This window comes from Halohasta litorea (assembly GCF_024494645.1).
Taxonomy (GTDB): domain Archaea; phylum Halobacteriota; class Halobacteria; order Halobacteriales; family Haloferacaceae; genus Halohasta; species Halohasta litorea.
On the sequence record NZ_JANHDJ010000026.1, the window covers coordinates 1 to 1,083 of the forward strand.

At 57.6% G+C, this 1,083-nt stretch carries 1 protein-coding gene; it reads right to left on the reverse strand.

Going from position 1 to position 1,083, the window contains the following annotated elements; all coding sequences use genetic code 11:
* Positions 1–42: 42 nt before the first annotated feature.
* On the reverse strand, positions 43–1,020 hold the full coding sequence (locus tag NO877_RS19610) for an IS1595 family transposase (protein WP_256397978.1): 978 nt from the start codon (positions 1,018–1,020) through the stop codon (positions 43–45).
* Between the last annotated feature and the right edge of the window lie 63 nt (positions 1,021–1,083).

Sequence of the window (1,083 nt, forward strand, 5' to 3'; positions counted from 1 at the left end):
AACTATGCAATCGGCCACTCTGTTGGTTAACACGAGGCGCTCTTATGTAGAGCTGTGGAGTCCCCCAATAGCAAGGCAGTCGACGAGGAATTCGAACGATGCGCCGACGAGATTCACTGAGCGGACGATGCCGAAGGTATGAGCGGCCTGCTCCAAGCCGTGCTTGGACAGGCCGCGAAACTTCCGTAGCCACGGCTTGATAACCGAAAAGAGGCACTCAACCTGGTTGATGTGGATTCCTTCCGACGAGACGTACGTCTCGTCGTGAATCACGATCTTGTGGTCGTGCTCCATTCGACGATAGGCTTGGAGACCGTCTGTCCAGACCTCTCCCAGTGGCTGGGAGAGGTCGGCTGTTTCCTCCATCACCGGCTCTAAATCGGTCTCGTAGGCGATTCCGAGCTTCCCACGAATCACTCGGAGCGCGTCGCGGCAGGCCGCGACGAGCGTCAATTGATCGCCGTGACGACCCTTCCAGCGTGTTCGCCCAGTTCGGGACGACCCGCCGCGATGACGGCTGTCTCGCGGCGGGTCTTGGCCTTTGAATCCCGAACAGACCTTCCCGGACTCGTCGATCTGTGTTGGTCCAGAGATTGTGTGCTGGAACTGACTCCAGACGAGGGGGAAGCCACGGTGAACCGCGGCTTCCACCTCTTTGATCGCGTAGAACACCGTTTTGTAGGCTCTATCGAGGACAACAGCGATCTGTGAGATACTGAGCAAGGTATCTGCGTAGAGCATGAACGAGAGAAGCACCTCTCCGCAGGAGAGGTGTTTCTCGTGAAACGGCGTTCCGTAGGTGTAGACGGGCTTAAACTGGCAGCTACGGCAGTGAACACGATCCGTTGATTCCCACGAACGGACGGTGGGATTGCCACAGCGTGGACAGGTCCTACTCTCCCAGAACTGCTTGAGTCGCCGCTCGATGACCGCATCGAGCGGCTCCATCTCTAGTTTGAGTACACCAAGATCGACGAGCTGGCGAAGCATCCGGCCGAAGGCTGGATCTGAGGAGGGCATATCTCCTCATTTGGGGCCACAGACCGTAGCTATAGGGACTTTCCGCAGCTCTACACAAGAGCG

What these genes read in the sequence shown, in the direction of transcription:
- NO877_RS19610 (WP_256397978.1), bottom strand. Translation starts at nt 1,020, where the DNA reads ATGCCCTCCTCAGATCCAGCCTTCGGCCGGATGCTTCGCCAGCTCGTC.